Consider the following 18,446-nt stretch of genomic DNA (forward strand, 5'->3'; position numbering starts at 1 on the left):
GGGGAGATTCTTCCACATGGATAAAATTGATAAGAAGATTCTTGCTGAACTACAAGCCGATGGTCGTTTATCTGTTACGGAGTTGGCCCATAAAGTCGGGCTTAGTCTCTCCCCCTGTCACCGCAGAGTCAAAGCCTTAGAAAATGCAGGTATTATCAAAGGCTATCGCGCACAGTTAGATATTTCCCAACTCGGCTTGAATTTCTCCACCATTGTTTTTGTGACGCTCAAAAATGGCGATAAAGATTCGGTGCTGAGTCTTGAAGAAGCGATTCTTAAGGTTCCTCAAATTGTGAAAGCGCAGCGACTTTTTGGCGACCCCGACTACTTGCTGCATGTCGTGACCTATGACTTGGAAAGCTATCAAAAACTCTATGATGAGCACTTGTCAGCACTGCCAAATGTGCAACGTCTCATCTCCACCATGGTGATGAAAAATATTATTTCTAATCGTAGCGTTTTGTTCTAAAAGAACACGTTCTAGGGGTAGCTAAACATCTGCAATTGATCTGTCTTGTTATGGATGACATCGTGATTTCACGCAGATCTGTCCTGCTCTGAATTAAGAAACCTTTGTTACTGAGTGATGTTCAGCAAAATTAAGGAGCCTCGTTTCAATAAAAAGAAAGTGGCTAGAACATATTCTAAATTGAAGCGTGAATCATATTATTTCTCACCATTTTTTTGTTTGCTTCCCGTGATAAAAGCGCTAGATTAAATCTTAATCACCTACAAAATAAGAGCATCATCATGCCACTCGAAAAAGACAAAGATGCAACCATTGTAGTCAAAGATACACCTGACCAAGAAAAGTATGAGTTTCTGAAAGAAAAAATTCGTTATAAGCAAGCCTTGCGCGAAAACTCCAAAAAAATTGACCACCAAAAAGTCCGCTTGAATATCCAAGCGGATGCACTTCCAAGCAAAACCTTTTTTATTATGAATGCCTTGGCTGCTGTCATTGCAGGCTATGGACTGCTGTCTAACTCGGCTGCGGTAGTGATTGGCGCGATGTTGGTTGCCATGATGCTGGGGCCAATTTCAGGTATTGCCTTGGCTTTAATTGATAACCGATGGCTGCTGTTTAAAACCGCGTTGTCGACCTTGTTACTTGGCGTTGCCATGATTTATAGCATTGGGATCATTTTAGGGCTGGTGAACTATGACCTGCCCATGACCAATGAAATTTTATCGCGCACGCAGCCAACCATTTTAGATTTGATGATCGCTTTAGCGGGAGGGGCCGCAGGCGCCTTTGCCTCAGTATCCCCTCGCCTGTCTGTGGCTGTGGTGGGCGTCGCCGTTGCGACAGCCTTAGTTCCGCCGTTGGTGGCCAGCGGGATTTTATTTGCGCATATGGAATGGAAAAACTCAGCCAATGCATTTTTACTGGCGGTGACCAACATCTTCGCCATTCAGATTAGCTCATCTTTAGTCCTTTGGATTGCAGGCTTTAGACGGGGTTCGACCGAAGAAGTGCAGAGTAGTGTCAAAGAATTTCTCAAACGTAATGCTGTTAGCCTAATGTTCTTGGCGCTTTTAGGGATTTATCTCTCACTCAACTTTTATGCGCTGCTCAATACACGGCTGTACGAAAGCAGTACCGAAGCGACCATTAGCACAGAACTCAACCATGCCAATAATATTATTGATACCATCCAATACGATAAAAAAGAGGGTTTCACTTTAGTCCGTGTCTCTATCCGTGGAGATATTCCGCCTAGCCCATCGCAAATTGCAGCGCTCAATCAAAAGCTATTGCCAGACTTGAACGATAACCCAAGCATTGTTCAAGTCCGCTTTATTCCGATTGATATTATTCAGGCTGAAGACAGCCCCAACGTCAAACTCGAACAAGATGAAGCGCAAAAGCTTTCAGTACAATAATGAGCTTTAAGCTGCCAATGCTCTATGCAGCAGTCGTTCTACGTCGGGTTGTTTCATCTCAAGCATCCCGACAACCCGACCATGAAATGGACTATAACGGCTTTGAATAAAGCCATCAGCCACATAGTTGGGTGCATGCCGTTTCAGTAGGACTGCTTGTGCCAAAATCACCAAACGGCTGACCAAACTGCGCCCCATAAATTGTAGTTCTTCAGGTGCCTGCTGGAACAACTGAAATAGATTTTGCAGCTCTTGCTTTAAATGTTCATCTTGCATAGCCGTGGCAGCCAAATCTTGAAACAGGATGTCAATCGACTCTACATCACGGCTGATGGCTCGTAATACATCCAAACACATGACATTGCCTGAACCTTCCCAAATGGTATTGACCGGGGCTTCTTTAAAAATACGTGCCATGATGCCGTTGTCGACATAGCCATTGCCGCCAAAAACCTCCATCATTTCCCCTGTCAGCTCAACCGCACGTTTACATATCCAGAACTTCGATGCTGGGGTCATAATACGTTTCCACGCTACAGACAATGCGTCATCCGCTTCATAGCAATGTGCAAGATGGAAACTGAGTTGCATCGCCGCTTCCGTTTCTAAGGCTAAATCTGCCAATACCGCTTGCATCAAAGGCTGCTGTGCTAAGTGTTTGCCAAAAGCTTTGCGCTGACGGGTATAAGCAATACATTGCACCAAGGCTTGCCTAAGCATGGCAGTACTGCCCACGGAACAGGTCAGACGGGTGTAATTCGCCATCTCAATAATGGTGGGAATACCACGTCCCGCTTCCCCAATCATAATGCCCCACGCCTCTTTAAATTCGACTTCTGAGCTGGAGTTGCTACGGTTGCCCACTTTGTCTTTTAAGCGTTGTACATGAATTGGGTTCTTAGTTCCATCCTCTCGCCAACGTGGCACAAAGAAACAGGCCAAACCATCTTGTTCCGTCTTTGCCACCACCAAATGTGCATCACACATCGGTGCAGAGAAAAACCATTTATGCCCTGTGAGCAAATAAACGTGTCCACGCCCCGACTCTGCGACAGGTACTGCAATGGTTTCATTGGCACGTACATCCGAACCGCCTTGTTTCTCAGTCATGCCCATCCCTAGCCAAATTGATTTTTTCTGGCTGATGGGCACATCACGTTCATCGTATTCAGTCGAAAGTAACTTATCGCCAATTTTGGCCCACAGTTCAGGTTCACGTTGAATCAGTGGAATACTGCCCAAAGTCATCGAGTTTGGGCACAAGTTTCCACACTCCACCTGCCCTGCCAAATAAAAACGCGCTGCCCACTCGACCCATTTTGAGGATGAATTCGGATGATTAAACGGATGTGCATGGGTATCGAACTGACGGTTCAGTCCCATCCATTTATGCCATGCAGGGTGAAACTCGATAAAGTCTTTACGGCGTCCGCGCGCATCAAAGGCATGTAATATGGGCGTATGCCTATTGGCGAGATCAGCATAATCATAATATTCCGCCGAACCAATTACTTTACCCATCTCTGTGAGTCTTGCCTGATCCTGACTGCCATAACGGGCCAATATTTCTTGTAAAACGATATCAGTTTCAAACAGATTGTAATTTTCCAGTTCATCAAACTGATTGCTGATTTGATGGGTCATCCATGTCGTATTCATATCACTTTGCTCTTGTTATGCTGTGCTTTTCATTTCAGTATAGAGAAAAATTGAGTCTGCCATGTTCAGCTTTGTGCTATGAAGAATCCTGAGATCCAAGTCCGTCGTAGACCGCGCCAATCACGAGCAAAAATCACCCAAGAAGCTTTGCAAGAAAGTTTTGTTCGGCTTTTGCATGAGCGTCATGCACATGAAATTACCATTAGGGAAATTACCGATGTGGCAGGTGTCGGTTTAGGGACTTTTTATGAGTACTTTTCAAAGAAGGAAGATTTGGTTGCATTAACCATTCATCAGCACGTAAAAACCAATGCGGAGCAACTAAAAAGTTATGCACAAAGCCTGATAGAGTTATCCACAAAATCAACTTTTGAAGACTATTTACAACAAATTATTCACTTTCAGCTCAAACAGATTCAGACTCGACAGTTTCTCTGGGCGCAGACTTTTTTGCTGGAACGGCAGGTTTCAAACATTGAAAGCTATCGAAAAAGTTATGAAATGATGGTGCAAATGTGGCGCAGTATCCTTGAGCCTTATGTTGATGATGCAGAGCAACTCCTGCAATTGAGTTTAAATCTGCAGCGGGTATGTTATGGCTTTGTGTCGCAGACTTTGCTGGTCGAGCCAGAGTTTGATGAGTGGTATCAACTTGAAAAGGATATCCATCAAAGTCTGGTGAAACTTAATTTTTAATAAAAATAAGCTTTCTATTCATTTTCGCGCTTACATTTAAATTATAGGTGTTTGATATATAAAATAATACTAAGCCATGATTCGTATAAGCTCTATTATGTTAAATTGAAGTTTTAGTCGCTAAAGATTTGGAAAGCGAATTTTTGTTTCAGCTTTTCTAATTTCATTACTGGTAAAAGAAATAGTTGTTCCTAGTGAATAGGCATAGATTCCTTGAATAGAATCATTAGATGATTCATATGAGATATAGAATCCGTTATCAACTCTATTCACCCATTCGAAATTCATTTTATATTTTTCAAATAGAAATTCGATAATTTTCTTTTTTAACTCTATATCATTTGTATTAATATCATAAGCGATGCAATGAAGTTTACCTTGCCATTCTTGAAGTGAAATAGGCCCAACTGGGGTTGCCAATATATACCAGTTTGATTCTTTGATGAAATTCACGTTTGGAGTATGTTTTTCTAAATTGAATTTAGTCTGAATAGTTGAAAAATCTGAACCAATTTCAAATATAAACGGTTTTAGGACTTTATCCTGATTCAGTGTATTGGTTTCTGCATGCAATAAATTATTAGTAAAAAGTGAAATGAAAGCCATCAAGATAAAAAAAGCGTTTGACATAAGTAATTCTAAATTTAAGTTTTCATAAAATTAACACAATACACGTTATACGAACCCAAACTTATAAATCAAATAATATCAGCACCTTATGATCTATAAAAAAACCGCTCTTTCGAGCGGTTTTTTATTCTAGTGAAAACTACTTCACATCAAAACGGTCTGCATTCATTACTTTCATCCAAGCGGCAACAAAGTCTTTTACAAACTTCTCTTTGTTGTCATCTTGCGCATACACTTCTGCATATGAACGTAAAATCGAGTTTGAACCAAACACTAAATCTACACGTGTCGCCGTCCATTTGGTTGCCCCTGTCGCACGATCTACAATTTCATAACGGTTTTTACCCACGGGTTTCCAGTTATATTTCATATCCGTTAAGTTCACAAAGAAGTCATTGCTGAGTACCCCCACACGAGCCGTCAACACGCCTTCTGGTGTACCTGCATAGTTTGTGTCGAGTACACGCATACCACCAACCAATACCGTCATTTCAGGCGCAGTTAAACCGAGTAATTGTGCACGGTCTAACAACATTTCTTCAGGCTGTACGCTGTAATCTTCTTTGACCCAATTACGGAAACCATCATGCTTAGGCAATAAGTCTTCAAAAGAATAGACATCAGTTTGCTCTTGAGTCGCATCACCTCGCCCTGCAAGGAACGGAACTTTGATATTCACACCCGCAGCATGCGCCGCTTTTTCAACAGCTGCCGTACCACCCAATACGATGAGGTCTGCAATGCTGACTTTTTTTGCCAGACCCGCCTGAATTTCTTCAAGCTTCGCCAAAACTTTAGCTAAACGTTCAGGCTCATTGCCCACCCAGTCTTTTTGTGGCGCAAGACGGATACGCGCCCCATTGGCACCACCACGGTAGTCTGAACCACGGAAAGTCCGAGCACTGTCCCAAGCGGTATTGATCAGTTCAACCGAAGTTAAACCACTATTTAGCAACTTCGCTTTTAAGTCTTCAATTTCTGCTTCAGACAAAACATAATCGACCGATGGAATTGGGTCTTGCCAGATCAAATCGTCATTCGGCACATCTGCGCCTAAATAGCGGGATTTTGGTCCCATGTCACGGTGAGTCAGCTTGTACCAAGCACGCGCAAAAACTTCAGACAAGTAAGCTGGATCTGCATAAAAACGCTCTGAAATTTTGCGGTATTCAGGGTCCATTTTCAGCGCCATATCAGCATCAGTCATCATTGGGTTGCGGCGTACATTCAGGTTATGTGCATCAACAGGTTTATCTTCCTCTTTGATGTTAATCGGTTCCCATTGTTTCGCACCCGCAGGACTGGTGGCTTTTTCCCATTCATAAGTGAACAGCAGATAGAAAAACTCATTATCCCATTTGGTCGGGTGTGTGGTCCAAGCCCCTTCTAAACCACTGACCATGGTATTCGCGCCATTACCTGTACCTTCTGAGTTATGCCAACCGAGACCTTGGAACTCCACGTCAGCGCTTTCGACATCTGCCCCTAAGTTTTCGGCTTTACCATTCCCGTGCGCTTTACCTACGGTGTGACCACCCGCAGTGAGTGCGACAGTTTCTTCATCATCCATGCCCATACGGTCAAAAGTGACACGCATGTCTTGTGCAGTACGAAGGGGATCTTGGACGCCATCAACCCCTTCTGGATTGACATAAATTAAACCCATTTGTACCGCAGCTAATGGATTTTCAAGCGATTTACGGTCTTGGTCATTGGCATAACGGTTTGCCGTTGGTGCCAGCCATTGACGCTCTTCGCCCCAATAAATGTCTTTTTCGGGTGCCCAAATATCTAGACGACCACCACCGAAACCAAAGGTTTTCAGACCTGCTTCTTCATAAGCTACGGTCCCTGCAAGAACGATTAAATCGCCCCATGAAATTTTGTTGCCATATTTACGTTTGACTGGCCAAAGCAGGCGACGGCCTTTATCGGTGTTGACGTTATCAGGCCAACTGTTGAGGGGTGCAAAACGTTGGTTCCCTGTGTTAGCGCCGCCACGTCCATCTTGTTTACGGTAAGAACCCGCCAAGTGCCATGCGGTACGCACAAACATCCCAATGTAACTGCCATAGTCAGATGGCCACCATTCTTGGCTGCTGTTGATGAGTTCACGAAGATCTTGTTTCACCGCTTCTAAATCCAATGATTTGAATGCGGCTGCATAGTCAAAATCAGGATCCATCGGGTTGGTTTTTTTATCGTGTTGCGACAGGATGTCGAGATTGAGCGCATTGGGCCACCAATCAGAATTATTGGTGCTGGCTAAACTCGTTTGTCCACCATCTTTTTGGTGAAATGGACAACCTGATGCTTGCATATTCTGTGTCATGTCGAGCTCCAAATTTGATCATCAAATTATGATTATCATGAACCGTTTAAAGTAATTATTACTGTTCTAACATAGCCCCTTTTGATGACAATCAAAAGCGAGTTTTACGAATAAAAACAATCGGATTCTTCTATGTAAATATTTAAGAAAAAAAGAATTTTAATTTTTCAACAAGATAAGATCCGATGAAAACACAGCAGAAAGAAAGGCTTTTTATACAAGGTTAATGGGCATTTTTAATTGAGTTTATCGATTAAAACTTAAACAAGCCTTAGTAGCAATGAACGCGGCTCAGATTGAGTAAAAATCAAACTAGCAGAGAGACATACTTTCAGTTTTTAGATTTTATTTGAAAGATATTTTAGTGATGTCGTTATGCTCTTGGTGATGACTGTTTTGCCAGCCATCACCTGATCTTACATCTAAAGCATCAATTACACGCTTAAACGTCGACCTTCTCTTAAACAGACAAATGGATTCATCAGCTTCGAGCTATTTTTCATTGCCACTTTTAAGTCAATTTCAGGTTGTTCACGACTTTCATCGGTCAGCTGAAAGGTACGATAGTGAATGGCCATCGAGCATTTGGCATGCAGGTCTTTATGCGCTTGAAAAGCATCTTGCGGATTCATATGCATATAGCGCATCAGCTCACGCGGTTCATACGCCCCGATGGGCAGTAATGCAATTCGCGGTGCGCCAAAACGTTGATGCAGCTCTTTAAAGTGCGGTGAATAACCTGTATCCCCAGCAAAATAAGCATAGTCAGCGCCACAGTGAACACTAAACCCGCCCCATAACGCACGATTTTGATCGCGCAGACCACGGCCAGAACCATGCTGTGCTGGGGTATAGACCAGTTTTAAGTCATGCAGACGTGCCGACTGCCACCAATCCATTTCCAATACTTGTAAGTGCTTGGGTAAATACCATCCATTGCCCAAACCCGTATAAATGGGCATGGCGAAACGCTCATACAACCAGTTCAGACTGGCAATATCCATATGGTCATAGTGGTTGTGGCTCAAAAGCACTGCATGGATGGTCGGTAAATCTTCCAAGGCAATGCCAGCAGGCATAACACGGCGAGGTCCCCGCCCTTGCTTCGGACTGACATGTTCCGCCCACACAGGATCGGTCAACAAGTTATACGGCCCAATCTGCAGTAATACCGTGGCATGACCCACAAACCACACCTGCCAATCATTTAAATCGGCATGGGGCCGATCTTGCGGCAGGCTTTTTTTATCGGCATGAAAGTGCGCATACTCTTGCGCCACATCCACATTCCATGTCGAGGATTTACGCTTAATCAACCATTTCAGCAAGTCGCCTCGGCTACGGCCCTCAGGTCGACGAACCGAATTGACAAAGCGAGTCCCGTTATAATGGTCGGAGTGTAGAAACTGAAATTCGGGCTGCCGCCATGTATGGGACATGGTATTTTCAGTCGGAATTTGATAATGGAGTTCAGTTGATTTTGGCTTCATTTAACGTCGTTATCTTTATTGCAATACACCAGTAACAGGACCAGTTTTGAAAACTGACCTCTACCTTAACCTATTCCAAGCGTCCTTGCATTCGCTCTAACCACACTTTTTTTGATTGTGGCTTCACAAAGAGTGCCACAATCTCAGGATGATTTTGTTTAATTTTTGCTTCAATTCGATTGACACATGCTTCTATCTCATCGGTAGTGAGGTGATCTTCAAACTCCACACTCAACGAGGCTAAAACCTGTTTGGCGCCCATTTGCTCTGTCAGTAAACCGTTGGCCGACAATACACCTTCATCCTCTTGGGCAATTTTTAAGATATTTTGCCGTACATGCAGGTCTGCGGTTTCACCAAGCAATAAACCTTTGGTTTCTCGTGCCAGTAGAAAAGCAGATACCGCCAGAACCAGTCCAATCAGAATGGACGCCACCCCATCCAGTGCAGGCATATTTAAACGATGCGCCAAATAAATACCCAGAAAGGCAATCAATAGACCAATTAACGCAGCGGAATCTTCAAACAGAACGGTAAACGTGGTTGGGTCTTTACTGCGTCGAAAAGCTTCGAAATAACCCTGCTGACCTTTGGCTTTACGAAACACTTTCAGAGCAACACACCATGAAGTCCCTTCACTTATGAATGCAAAGCCAAGCACAACATAATTGATGGTCGGATTTAAAATCGGTTCAGGATGCAAAATGTGCATGATCCCATTGTACATAGACACCAATGCCCCTAAGGCAAAGACCATGAGGGACACAATGAAGGCCCAAAAATACAGCTCTCGCCCGTAGCCAAAAGGATGATTAAAATTGGCAGGTTTATTCGACTTCTTCAGTCCATATAACAGTAAAATTTCGTTTAAGGTATCTACAACAGAATGAATCGCTTCACTCAACATGGCAGAGCTGTTGGTCAGATAAGCCGCAATAAACTTTACCAGCGCAATGGCTAAATTACCCAACAGCGCGGCATAGACCACCAGCTTATTTGAATCTGCCATATCGATTTTTAGCCCATATGTTCAATTAAATTATATTTATGTTTTTTATCATATCCAATTTCAGCAAAACGCAATTGTATTTTTATGTAGTTCACCTCACCCGATTTTCAGGTGATTGGAATGAACTATTTTCAATATTTAATTAATACCTTTTAGCAATTATTAAACCAGTTATTTCATATACGAAAGTCTCAAAAACCAACCCAAGATCATTTATTTTCTAAATAATTGAATCATCTTCACGGCATCATTGTTTATCGATTATACTTTACCGCAGTCATGGTAAGACATTTTTTGGATTAGTCAGTGGGTTATTTATATGGAACTTAGACACCTTCGCTATTTCATTACTGTTGCTGAAGAACTGAACTTTAGTAAAGCAGCACTGAAACTTTATACCGCCCAACCCTCTTTAAGTCAGCAAATCAAAGACCTTGAAGAAGATGTCGGCGTACAGTTACTGTATCGAACCAAGCGAAAAGTTGAACTCACAGAAGAAGGCGCTGTTTTTCTTGAACAAGCGCGTCTCACCTTGGCTCAGGCAGATAAAGCGGTCGCTATGGCACGCCAAGTGTCGCAAGCCAAACAGCAGATGCTGCGCATTGGTTTTGTCCCTGTTGCGGAAATGAAAATCTTTCCTTATGTACTGCCCAATTTACGAGTACAAAACCCAGAGTTAAAAATTGAGTTATTCAGTATGAACAATACTGAGCAACTACGTTTGCTGAAAAAAGGTGAATTGGACATTAGCTTTACACGAAATAATGTCCATAGTGATGAAATCGAAAGCCAGTTTGTACTGCGTGAACCACTCATTTTCCTATTGCCGAAAGACCATCCTTTGGCCCAATACGAGCGAATTCCTGTTAAAGCATTAGATGGCATTGATTTTATTATTCCCGCAGCCGAGCAGTCACAGACTTTACACCAGACCATTTTAGAATTTGCCAAAACTCACAATATCAAATTCAACATTGTGCAAAAAGCCGACAATATTCTATTCAATATCAATGCGATTGGCTTGGGGCTCGGCTGTACAATTTTACCCGGTTATGTTGCGCCACTTAGCATGAACAACACGGTAATTCGCCCACTTGAGGTTGAGCTGCCGTATTTGGATCTCTATGTGAACTATCGTAAAAATAACAGCTCACTGGCAGTGACTAAATTTTTAGAATTACTAACTCGGGTATTTTATTTGGATATTAACCGCGAATAACTCCGCAGTGAGTTCTAATTACTCATCTCATTCGGCGCGCCACTATTTTCTGAATAAATAATTACGCGCCTTTCTCATAGAACTATACGTTGTAAGACAAGCGTATTTTCACCCTTTTGTTTTTAAGCGATGTCGATGACATCTCGCTTTTTCATTTGTATTCTTTTTAAGCTAGGATAGGCTAATAAAACTGGCTTTTGTCTGGTTCCCTACAACTGAAGTCCAAATACAAACTAATCCTGAAGAAGTAGGTACTGATACTTAAATAGGCACTGCAATTTTAGCTGCACAGAAAAACAATAAAACAGAGAAGGAGAAAATTATGCCAATGCCCACTTTGCAGCGTTTAAAAACAGCAATGAAATTTCGCCCCTTCTTTTTCATTAGTTTTTTGCTGACTGCTGTTTTTTATACGCTGCTGAATACATTTACCGACTGGTCTTGGTCGACCAATTTATTGATCAGTTGGAATATTGCCGTCTCAAGTTATTTAGTCAAAACCATGACTACCCTGTGGTCTGTTGACCATCGGCACATTCTGCAACATGCACAGCAGCAAGATGCCAGCAAATGGATCATTCTACTGTTGGTGATCATGACTTTGCTCATGTGCTTAATTGCGATTGTATTAGAGTTGACACATCTCCCGAATGACCCCACCATCAAATATGGGCATTTGGCGCTGTCCTTACTCACCATTATTAGCGCATGGTTCTTTATGCATACCGTGTTTGCCATTCATTATGCGCATGATTATTATCTGGCTCTCGCCGATCAACAAGATGCAGGCTTAGACTTTCCCAAAACGGCTCAACCGACCTATCCCGACTTTTTATATTTTAGTTATGTGATTGGCACTTCTGCACAAACCGCGGATGTTTCCATTACCTCACGTTCGATGCGTATTCTCAATATTCTGCACATTATTTTAGCTTATGGTTTTAACACCTCAATTCTCGCCATTAGTATCAATGTCGCGGCAGGTTTTATCACGCTTTAAACATCTTATTTTTCATTTCTTGGTCATCCTCTCAAATGACAACCATCCAATATGAAAGCGATGGTTGAAGTCATTTCGAGGAAAACATCACAACAAAAAAAGCCCCTTCAAAGAGCTTTTTCAAATCACAAACCCAACAATTAAATCAACCGTTCATCAGCCTTAAAGCATACTAAAAACAAAAGCTTTAAAGATGATCGCCCCAAAACAGGCCGGCTCACTCTTACCATCATCCACAGGCCATATGTTTAGACTACTCAAGTTAAATCACTTGTTTAAGGTCAACATATTGTAATAAATGCTGCTGCAAGCTCGGCACATCATCCGCGATGGCCAAAGGTTGATATTGTCTGAGCGTTTCAGATGTATGCACCCCGTAGCTCACCCCGATTCTTGGCATGGCAATATTACGTGCCATTTCCAAGTCATAACTGGTGTCACCCACCATAATCGCGCGTTCAGCAGATACACCCGTTTCAGTTAAAATTTCTTCCAACATCAAAGGATGCGGTTTAGATTTAGTTTCACTGGCTGCACGTGTTGTCACAAATAGTGCTTGGCTCTGTGTTTGCGCTAATACTCGATCTAAGCCTTTACGACTTTTACCTGTCGCCACCGCCAACTGTAAACCCGCTTCACGTAAGCCATTCAACATATCGGCTACGCCGTCGAACCAGACATCACCTTTCGAGTTCGCCACATAATGCTCGGCATAGCATTGCAAAATCTCAGTATGTAGCTCAGGCACTTGAGGAAATAATCGCTGCGCGACCTCTGGCAAACCTAAACCAATAATACTTTTTGCTGCATCAGCAGTTAAAGGTTGTGCAAATTGCTGCGCGGCAAACAATAAACTTGCCACAATCTGCCCCACAGAATCAAATAAAGTCCCATCCCAATCAAAGATAATCAGTTCTACAGGTTTGTTCATGCTGGGGTTCCAATATTTACTTTTATGAAGACAATTTACACGATGCATTTGCTACGCGATGGCGAAAAGGATGACGCCGTTGAGCTGACTTGCACTTCGCTTTAGAGCATTGCTTAAAGCACGTTCGGGATGTTCCATCAGCTCAACAAAAGATTTTTGTTACTTTGCATCTTTAAAAATAAAGATAACCAATACAGCATCATTTTAAATTAATCACAACCAACAAAAGTCATGGCTTTATCACCTCTCCTAAAATGAAAGGGAAAAGACTTAATCCTTCTTCTGCGCTCTTAACTGCGCCACAATACTCTGCATATCTTCAGGCAAAGGTGCTTCAATCGGCGCATAACCAGGGATGTCTAAACGCATTGCATGCAGACATAAACGACGTGGCTTCGGCCCTTTATATTCCGTTTCATGACCATATTTATCGTCACCTACCAGTGGATGACCGATGCTTAAACCATGTACACGAATTTGATGGGTACGCCCTGAAAGTGGCGATGCATAAACTAAGGTTGCATGCATAAAACGCTCAGCCACATTCCACTGCGTTTTAGACTCTTTACCTTCGCTCGATACACGCACACGACGCTCACCGTTAGCCAGTTCATAACGGTGCAAAGGTGCATCAATTAACTGCTTGTCTAAACTCACCACACCTTTGACTACAGCAGCGTAAGTTTTCTTAATTTTGTGTTCACGCAACATGTCTTGCAAACTTTTTAACACACTACGCTTTTTAGAAATCATCACCAAACCTGAGGTATCACGGTCAATACGATGAATCAGTTCTAAGTATTTTTTACCTGTTGCCGCACGTAAGCCTTCAATCAGACCATAAGCCACACCACTGCCGCCATGTACGGCAATGCCAGATGGTTTATTGACAACCATCAAGCCTTCATCTTCATACACCACACGGCTCAGTAAACTCTGTGCTACTTTGTCAGAAATAGGCGCCGCATTTTCATCTTTTTGTTCATAGCGAATTGGTGCCACACGAATCTGGTCACCAATGGACAGCTTAGTTTCTGCTTTTATACGCTTTTTATTCACGCGAACCTGACCTTCACGAATCAGGCGATAAATACGACTTTTAGGCACCCCTTTTAAACGGCTAAATAAAAAGTTATCAATCCGTTGCCCTGCTTGATGCTCGTCCACTTCAAACCACGTCACGTTTTGCCATTGTTGGGTAGAATTCATACAGTTACTGCGACCTAAAAAATACGGAATTTGAATAAAAAATGACCATTTAGGCTATGCTTTACACAAGAAAGACTAGCTTAGCCCATAGGCAGATGGTACAAGGTTTGATATAGTCAGCGCACGGATACCACCATAAGTGAGTCAAAAGCTTAATCATTTCAATTTTAAATTGAATAGTTAAGAAAATAACTCAACTCAGCTTGGAACGGTCCCAAAAGAATTATGCCGACGCCGAAGGCTTATTATATCGGCAAAACAGCAAACTGTTAGGTTTAATTGTGCATCTGCACATAAATCAGTTTGCCCCAAAAAAATATGTGACCAACGAAGGTTGGTTTTTAAACGTAAACTGATATACATCAGATTAGTCGCTCCCTGATGTCGTATTCAGGCCACAGCGTTGATGCATATGGATCTGTTCAGTTGTAAAGGTACGATGATAATTCCGTATCAAGACGCCCTATCCAAAAAGAAGGGTTGCTCTTCGAGCAAATGTGACAGTGAAAGTTACTTACATCCAATGCACCGCTTGTCCGCCAGTGAAACGCGCAGGAGACTTTAATCGTTTAAAGATTGAAGCCGTATTGCCATCATCAATATGTGAATCAAAACCGAAGCCGATCAAAAAGGCAGGTAATAAAACTCAGACCACAATCGGTTTATTTGAGATCTGAGCAAAATTGGTCCGTGATGTTTGATGTTCGCTACGTGTTTAGCGATAGTTTGCTGTGTATCACTATTAGGTGTTACACCCATGAAACGTATGTTGATTAATGCAACACATGCAGAAGAGATTCGCGTTGCACTTGTCACTGGGCAGCGTCTTTACGATTTTGACTTAGAGAATCGTACCCGTGAACAAAAAAAATCCAATATCTATAAAGGTCACGTGACTCGCGTTGAGCCTTCTTTAGAAGCCGTCTTTGTTGAATATGGTGCGGGACGTCAAGGCTTCTTGTCTATGCGCGAAATCGCAAATTCATATTACCAAGCAGACCCACGCCAAACTTCAAACATTCGCGAATTGATTACTGAAGGCACAGAGCTTTTGGTTCAAGTTGAAAAAGAAGAACGTGGTAACAAAGGCGCTGCCCTTTCTACCTTTATTTCGCTAGCTGGTCGCTATTTGGTGTTGATGCCAAATAACCCGAAAGGTGGTGGTATTAGCCGTCAAATTTCAGGTTCAGTACGTGAAGAATTGAAAGAAATGTTGGCGTCGTTAAATGTACCTCGTGGCATGAGCGTGATTGTACGTACTGCGGGTATCGGCCGCTCTCAAGAAGAATTACAACTCGACCTACAGCACTTACTTGATCTTTGGGCGCAAATCCAAAATACAGCAAGTTCTGGTCCATCACCAATGTTGGTTCACCAAGAAGCAGGCGTGGTGACGCGTGCGATTCGTGATTATTTACGTGATGATGTTGCTGAAATCTTAATTGATTCAGAGCAAGCCTATAACGAAGCCTATAACTTCGTAAAAGCAGTCATGCCTCGTCAAATCGACAAGCTAAAAACTTATACGCTAAATGAACCGTTATTTGCGCATTTTGGTATTGAAAGCCAAATTCAAACTGCTTATGAACGTGAAGTTAAACTTCCTTCAGGCGGTTCAATCGTTATTGACCAAACCGAAGCATTAGTGTCTATCGACATTAACTCTGCAAAATCAACCCGTGGTAGTGATGTTGAAGATACAGCGCTCAATACCAACCTTGAAGCGGCAGAAGAAATTGCACGTCAACTGCGTTTACGTGACATTGGTGGTTTGGTCGTGATCGACTTTATCGACATGACCAAAGACCGTAACCAACGTATGGTTGAGGCGAAACTTCGCGAAGCAACACAAAGCGACCGTGCCCGTATCCAATTCGGTCAATTGTCTCGTTTTGGCTTGATGGAAATGAGCCGTCAACGTCTACGTCCTTCACTTGAAGAAGCAACAGGTTATGTCTGCCCGCGCTGTCATGGCACAGGTATGGTTCGTGACTTACGCTCACTATCACTTTCAATCATGCGTAAAGTAGAAGAAATTGCGCTGCGTGAACGTCATGGTGAAGTTCAAGTACAGGTTCCAGTTGAAATTGCTGCATTCTTATTGAATGAAAAGCGTCACACGTTGGTTTACCTCGAACAAACCTCAGGTGTTCGTGTGACTGTGCTTCCGCACCCACACTTAGAAACCCCGCATTACGAAATTTCGTATAACCCTGAAGGCTTTGCACCAACCAGCTATGAACGCACAGAAGCAACACGTTCAAGCGAAAAAGAGTTGGGTTACGAGTCATCAGAATGGCATTTAGATGGCGCAGATCATGTGCATCAACATGCCGCTCCTGCGCCTGCACAACAAGAAAAAGGCAACAAAAAACCTCGTAACAACGCGCCACAACAACAAGTCGCTCAACAAGCCCCTGCTCAGACTGTACCTTCAAGCAGCCCATGTGCATGGTTAGAAAACTTGTTTGTACAAAAACAAGCTGCGACTGTCGATCAATCACGTTCTGCAAATAATGCTGCTGCTGCCATTGAGCAAATGGTAAATGGCGGTGCAGTGAGCCGTGGTCAGTTTGGTCAAGTTGGCACGCCTGCTGCGGCACCAGTTGCACCAAGCAACAATGTCTACATGAGCGCTGCACCTATTCATGCAAAATCTGAACACCGTGAAGATAAGCATGTAGAGAAAGAAGAACGTGGTACACGCCACAACAAAAAGCGCCCTAATAAGCACAAAGAGTCACGTGAGCAAAATGCGCAACATGACAACCAAGTTCATGAAGAAATTGTGCAGGTCTCTCGTCAAGACCAACAGCGCCAAGATCGTTATGAACAACGTCCTGAACGCAATGAACCACAACGCCAAGACCGTCATGAACAACGTTCTGAGCGCAGTGAACAACAACGTCAAGACCGTCCAGAGCGCAGTGAACAGCAACGTCAGGAACCGCGTGAAAACAAGCGTTCATCACGTCGCCAACACGGTGAGCAACAGCAAAACACTGATGTTCAAAACGAACAGCAAAATGCAATGCCACGTCGTGACCGTCGTAACCAACCTCGTCCAGAGCGCCCAAATCGCCACCGCGATCCAAGTGTACTGAATGAGCAAGCGACTGAAGCTGCGCCAGCTGTGGTTCAAGAACCTCAAGTTAAAGTTGAGTTGATTGAAGCACCGCGTCAAGAAATGATCACAACAGCCCATGTGGTCAATGTCGATCAAGCGCAAAGTGAAATCGTGGCATTAACTCCGCCTGCACACACTGCAACCGAAACCAAGCCTCAGCAAGCGGCTGTTGCGAAAGCAGAAGTTGAAGTAAAAGCTGAGAAAGTGGTACAGGAGAAAGCAACTGAAGTTGTAGCAGCACCTGCTGAACAACAAGCAGAGCAAAAACCACGTGAAAGCGTAAAACGTGCCAGCAATGACCCACGCCAACGCCGTCGCCAACAACGCGCTGCACACACACAGCAAACTGAAACACCTAAACTCACACCTTCACAGGTGCCAACTTTAGGTCAGTACACCATCAGCAGCTTGATTCGCCATGTCTATGGTGAAGACTGTTCAGTGCTGATTGAGCAGTTTGGTTTAATTCCAACCTTCAACCGTGCCCTTCAGAAATTTACTGAAGAGTATGCAGCAACGTTAAGCAAAACTGTGACAACGCCTGCTGTTGAAGCAGAGAAAAAACCGGTCACCCGTGATGTTGAAATCACAAAAGCGCAGCCTGAAGCAGAGCCAGTTCCAGTATTGGACCTGACACCGCCTGCACCTGTGTCTGAACAACGTGTTGCAAATGACCCGCGTGAGCGTCGTCGTCTAGCTAAACTTGCTGCTGAACAAGCTAAACAAGCACGTGAAACAGCACCTGTTGCTGAATCGTCTGCGCCTGAAACAGCGATTGTTGCAGAAACGCCTGCTGCTGAAGCTGCGCCTGCTGTAACTCCAGAGGAAAACGAGCCTGCTCTTGTAACAGAAAGCGAAGCGCCTATTGCCGTTGAAAGCAGTGACGTGAAAAGCTTGGCTGATGTAGCTGCGGTTGAAGAAGTGGAAGTTGTTGTTGCTCCAGTTCAAGCCAAAGCGCCTAGAGCGTCAAAGCAAGCTGAAAAAGTAGAAGTAACTGAAACTGTAGCGGAAACAGCTGCGGATGAGTCAGACAAATCAGACTCGGACAAGCCAGTTCGCCCACGTCGTCCACGTGGTCGTCCACCGAAAAAAGCGAGCCCGACTGAGTCGTAATTCGCCCTAGAGTTGTAAATTTTAAAAACCTAGTCATGTCAGTGGCTAGGTTTTTTTGTTATTTTCGTCAGATTAGGTTGATTGCACTAGACCGAAACGATTAAAAGAACAAGTGTAGAAACTGAGCACTATTCAAACGCATTG

Annotated in this window: 13 protein-coding genes; 6 read left to right on the forward strand and 7 right to left on the reverse strand. The window is 43.3% G+C overall.

Annotated features, from left to right (window positions below; all coding sequences use genetic code 11):
* Window positions 1–16 precede the first annotated feature (16 nt).
* Both AC0KVP_RS14420 and AC0KVP_RS14425 read left to right on the forward strand, forming a co-directional pair.
* Window positions 17–469 carry an Lrp/AsnC family transcriptional regulator gene (locus AC0KVP_RS14420; RefSeq protein ID WP_473337531.1) on the forward strand — a complete coding sequence of 151 codons (453 nt, stop codon included), beginning with the start codon at window positions 17–19 and terminating at the stop codon, window positions 467–469.
* 281 nt (window positions 470–750) lie between these two features.
* On the forward strand, window positions 751–1,887 hold the full coding sequence (locus tag AC0KVP_RS14425; RefSeq protein WP_259233684.1) for a DUF389 domain-containing protein: 1,137 nt from the start codon (window positions 751–753) through the stop codon (window positions 1,885–1,887).
* A gap of 6 nt (window positions 1,888–1,893) precedes the next feature.
* On the opposite strand, the gene AC0KVP_RS14430 is transcribed toward AC0KVP_RS14425, so the two are convergent.
* Complete coding sequence (locus AC0KVP_RS14430; protein WP_473337534.1) at window positions 1,894–3,546, reverse strand: acyl-CoA dehydrogenase family protein; 1,653 nt, start codon at window positions 3,544–3,546, stop codon at window positions 1,894–1,896.
* Between the two features lie 78 nt (window positions 3,547–3,624).
* Here AC0KVP_RS14430 and AC0KVP_RS14435 point away from each other — a divergent pair, with 78 nt between their 5' ends.
* Window positions 3,625–4,242: a TetR/AcrR family transcriptional regulator gene (locus AC0KVP_RS14435; RefSeq protein WP_473337536.1), complete on the forward strand. Its 618-nt coding sequence runs from the start codon at window positions 3,625–3,627 to the stop codon at window positions 4,240–4,242.
* Window positions 4,243–4,362: 120 nt separating this feature from the next.
* On the opposite strand, the gene AC0KVP_RS14440 is transcribed toward AC0KVP_RS14435, so the two are convergent.
* The 4 genes from AC0KVP_RS14440 to AC0KVP_RS14455 all read right to left on the reverse strand — a co-directional run bounded on the left by AC0KVP_RS14440 (window position 4,363) and on the right by AC0KVP_RS14455 (window position 9,703).
* Complete coding sequence (locus AC0KVP_RS14440; protein WP_473337539.1) at window positions 4,363–4,872, reverse strand: hypothetical protein; 510 nt, start codon at window positions 4,870–4,872, stop codon at window positions 4,363–4,365.
* 139 nt (window positions 4,873–5,011) lie between these two features.
* Entirely contained in the window at window positions 5,012–7,204 is a 2,193-nt protein-coding gene (gene katG, locus AC0KVP_RS14445) for a catalase/peroxidase HPI (protein ID WP_473337541.1), read from the reverse strand.
* A 434-nt stretch (window positions 7,205–7,638) separates the two neighbouring features.
* Window positions 7,639–8,694, reverse strand: coding sequence for an MBL fold metallo-hydrolase (locus tag AC0KVP_RS14450; protein WP_473337542.1), 1,056 nt, complete (start codon window positions 8,692–8,694; stop codon window positions 7,639–7,641).
* Window positions 8,695–8,764: 70 nt separating this feature from the next.
* A complete protein-coding gene (locus AC0KVP_RS14455) occupies window positions 8,765–9,703 on the reverse strand; it encodes a cation diffusion facilitator family transporter (protein WP_279739446.1) in 939 nt (312 codons plus the stop codon).
* A gap of 319 nt (window positions 9,704–10,022) precedes the next feature.
* Here AC0KVP_RS14455 and hcaR point away from each other — a divergent pair, with 319 nt between their 5' ends.
* Both hcaR and AC0KVP_RS14465 read left to right on the forward strand, forming a co-directional pair.
* On the forward strand, window positions 10,023–10,922 hold the full coding sequence (hcaR, locus tag AC0KVP_RS14460) for a DNA-binding transcriptional regulator HcaR (RefSeq protein ID WP_473337543.1): 900 nt from the start codon (window positions 10,023–10,025) through the stop codon (window positions 10,920–10,922).
* 322 nt (window positions 10,923–11,244) lie between these two features.
* Window positions 11,245–11,922 (forward strand): DUF1345 domain-containing protein, encoded by a 678-nt coding sequence (locus AC0KVP_RS14465; protein ID WP_114392485.1) that lies wholly within the window; start codon window positions 11,245–11,247, stop codon window positions 11,920–11,922.
* 262 nt (window positions 11,923–12,184) lie between these two features.
* Here the strand turns inward: AC0KVP_RS14465 and AC0KVP_RS14470 are convergent, their stop codons facing one another.
* Both AC0KVP_RS14470 and AC0KVP_RS14475 read right to left on the reverse strand, forming a co-directional pair.
* Complete coding sequence (locus tag AC0KVP_RS14470) at window positions 12,185–12,853, reverse strand: HAD-IA family hydrolase (protein WP_428869122.1); 669 nt, start codon at window positions 12,851–12,853, stop codon at window positions 12,185–12,187.
* Between the two features lie 270 nt (window positions 12,854–13,123).
* Window positions 13,124–14,062 (reverse strand): RluA family pseudouridine synthase, encoded by a 939-nt coding sequence (locus AC0KVP_RS14475; RefSeq protein ID WP_473337545.1) that lies wholly within the window; start codon window positions 14,060–14,062, stop codon window positions 13,124–13,126.
* Between the two features lie 757 nt (window positions 14,063–14,819).
* Here AC0KVP_RS14475 and AC0KVP_RS14480 point away from each other — a divergent pair.
* The gene (locus tag AC0KVP_RS14480) at window positions 14,820–18,302 is read left to right on the forward strand and encodes an Rne/Rng family ribonuclease (protein ID WP_473337547.1); all 3,483 of its coding nucleotides are present in this window, start codon (window positions 14,820–14,822) and stop codon (window positions 18,300–18,302) included.
* The last annotated feature ends 144 nt before the right edge of the window (window positions 18,303–18,446 follow it).

Source organism: Acinetobacter sp. DL27 (assembly GCF_055810995.1).